General features: G+C 52.8%; 1 protein-coding gene. It reads left to right on the forward strand.

Going from position 1 to position 481, the window contains the following annotated elements:
* The first annotated feature begins 82 nt into the window (after positions 1–82).
* Entirely contained in the window at positions 83–475 is a 393-nt protein-coding gene (locus GTGU_RS23620; RefSeq protein WP_038155355.1) for a phage holin family protein, read from the forward strand.
* Positions 476–481 lie beyond the last annotated feature (6 nt).

The raw sequence follows: 481 nt of genomic DNA on the forward strand, positions 1-481 counted from the left end.
ACAGAATAGAGGCTGCCATCAGGTGGCCTTTTTTTATTCCCCTCGTTCAGAGAGGATTTACAGCAATAAAAGAGGGGGCTAAATGTCCGATCCTGTTTCCGGTACTGCCGTTGCGGCCGGAGGGCTGCTTGGTGCAAGTATGTACGGCCTGGCGACAAGTACTGATTTTGGCGTGGTGTTTGGTGCATTCGCTGGCGCAGTGTTTTATGTCGCCACGGCAGCCAACGTTACCATGCTCAGGCTGATTTTTTGTTTCCTGACATCTTTCATCGTCGGCGTGCTGGGGGCTGATCTGTTCGGTTCAATGCTGGCAGCGTGGACAGGGTACAATGACAAACCGTTAGATGCGCTGGGAGCTGTGATTGTTTCGGCGATCACTATCAAGGCGCTGACCTTTATCAATGTGCAGGGGCTGGACTCGCTGTTAGACGTTCTTTCGCGATTGCGCGGAGGGGGTAAAGATGGTGACAAGTGACCTGAC

Origin of the sequence: Trabulsiella guamensis ATCC 49490 (genome assembly GCF_000734965.1) — a bacterium.
Taxonomy (GTDB): domain Bacteria; phylum Pseudomonadota; class Gammaproteobacteria; order Enterobacterales; family Enterobacteriaceae; genus Trabulsiella; species Trabulsiella guamensis.

Coding starts and splice junctions, on each gene's coding strand:
- GTGU_RS23620 (WP_038155355.1), top strand. CDS start 83: ATGTCCGATCCTGTTTCCGGTACTGCCGTTGCGGCCGGAGGGCTGCTT.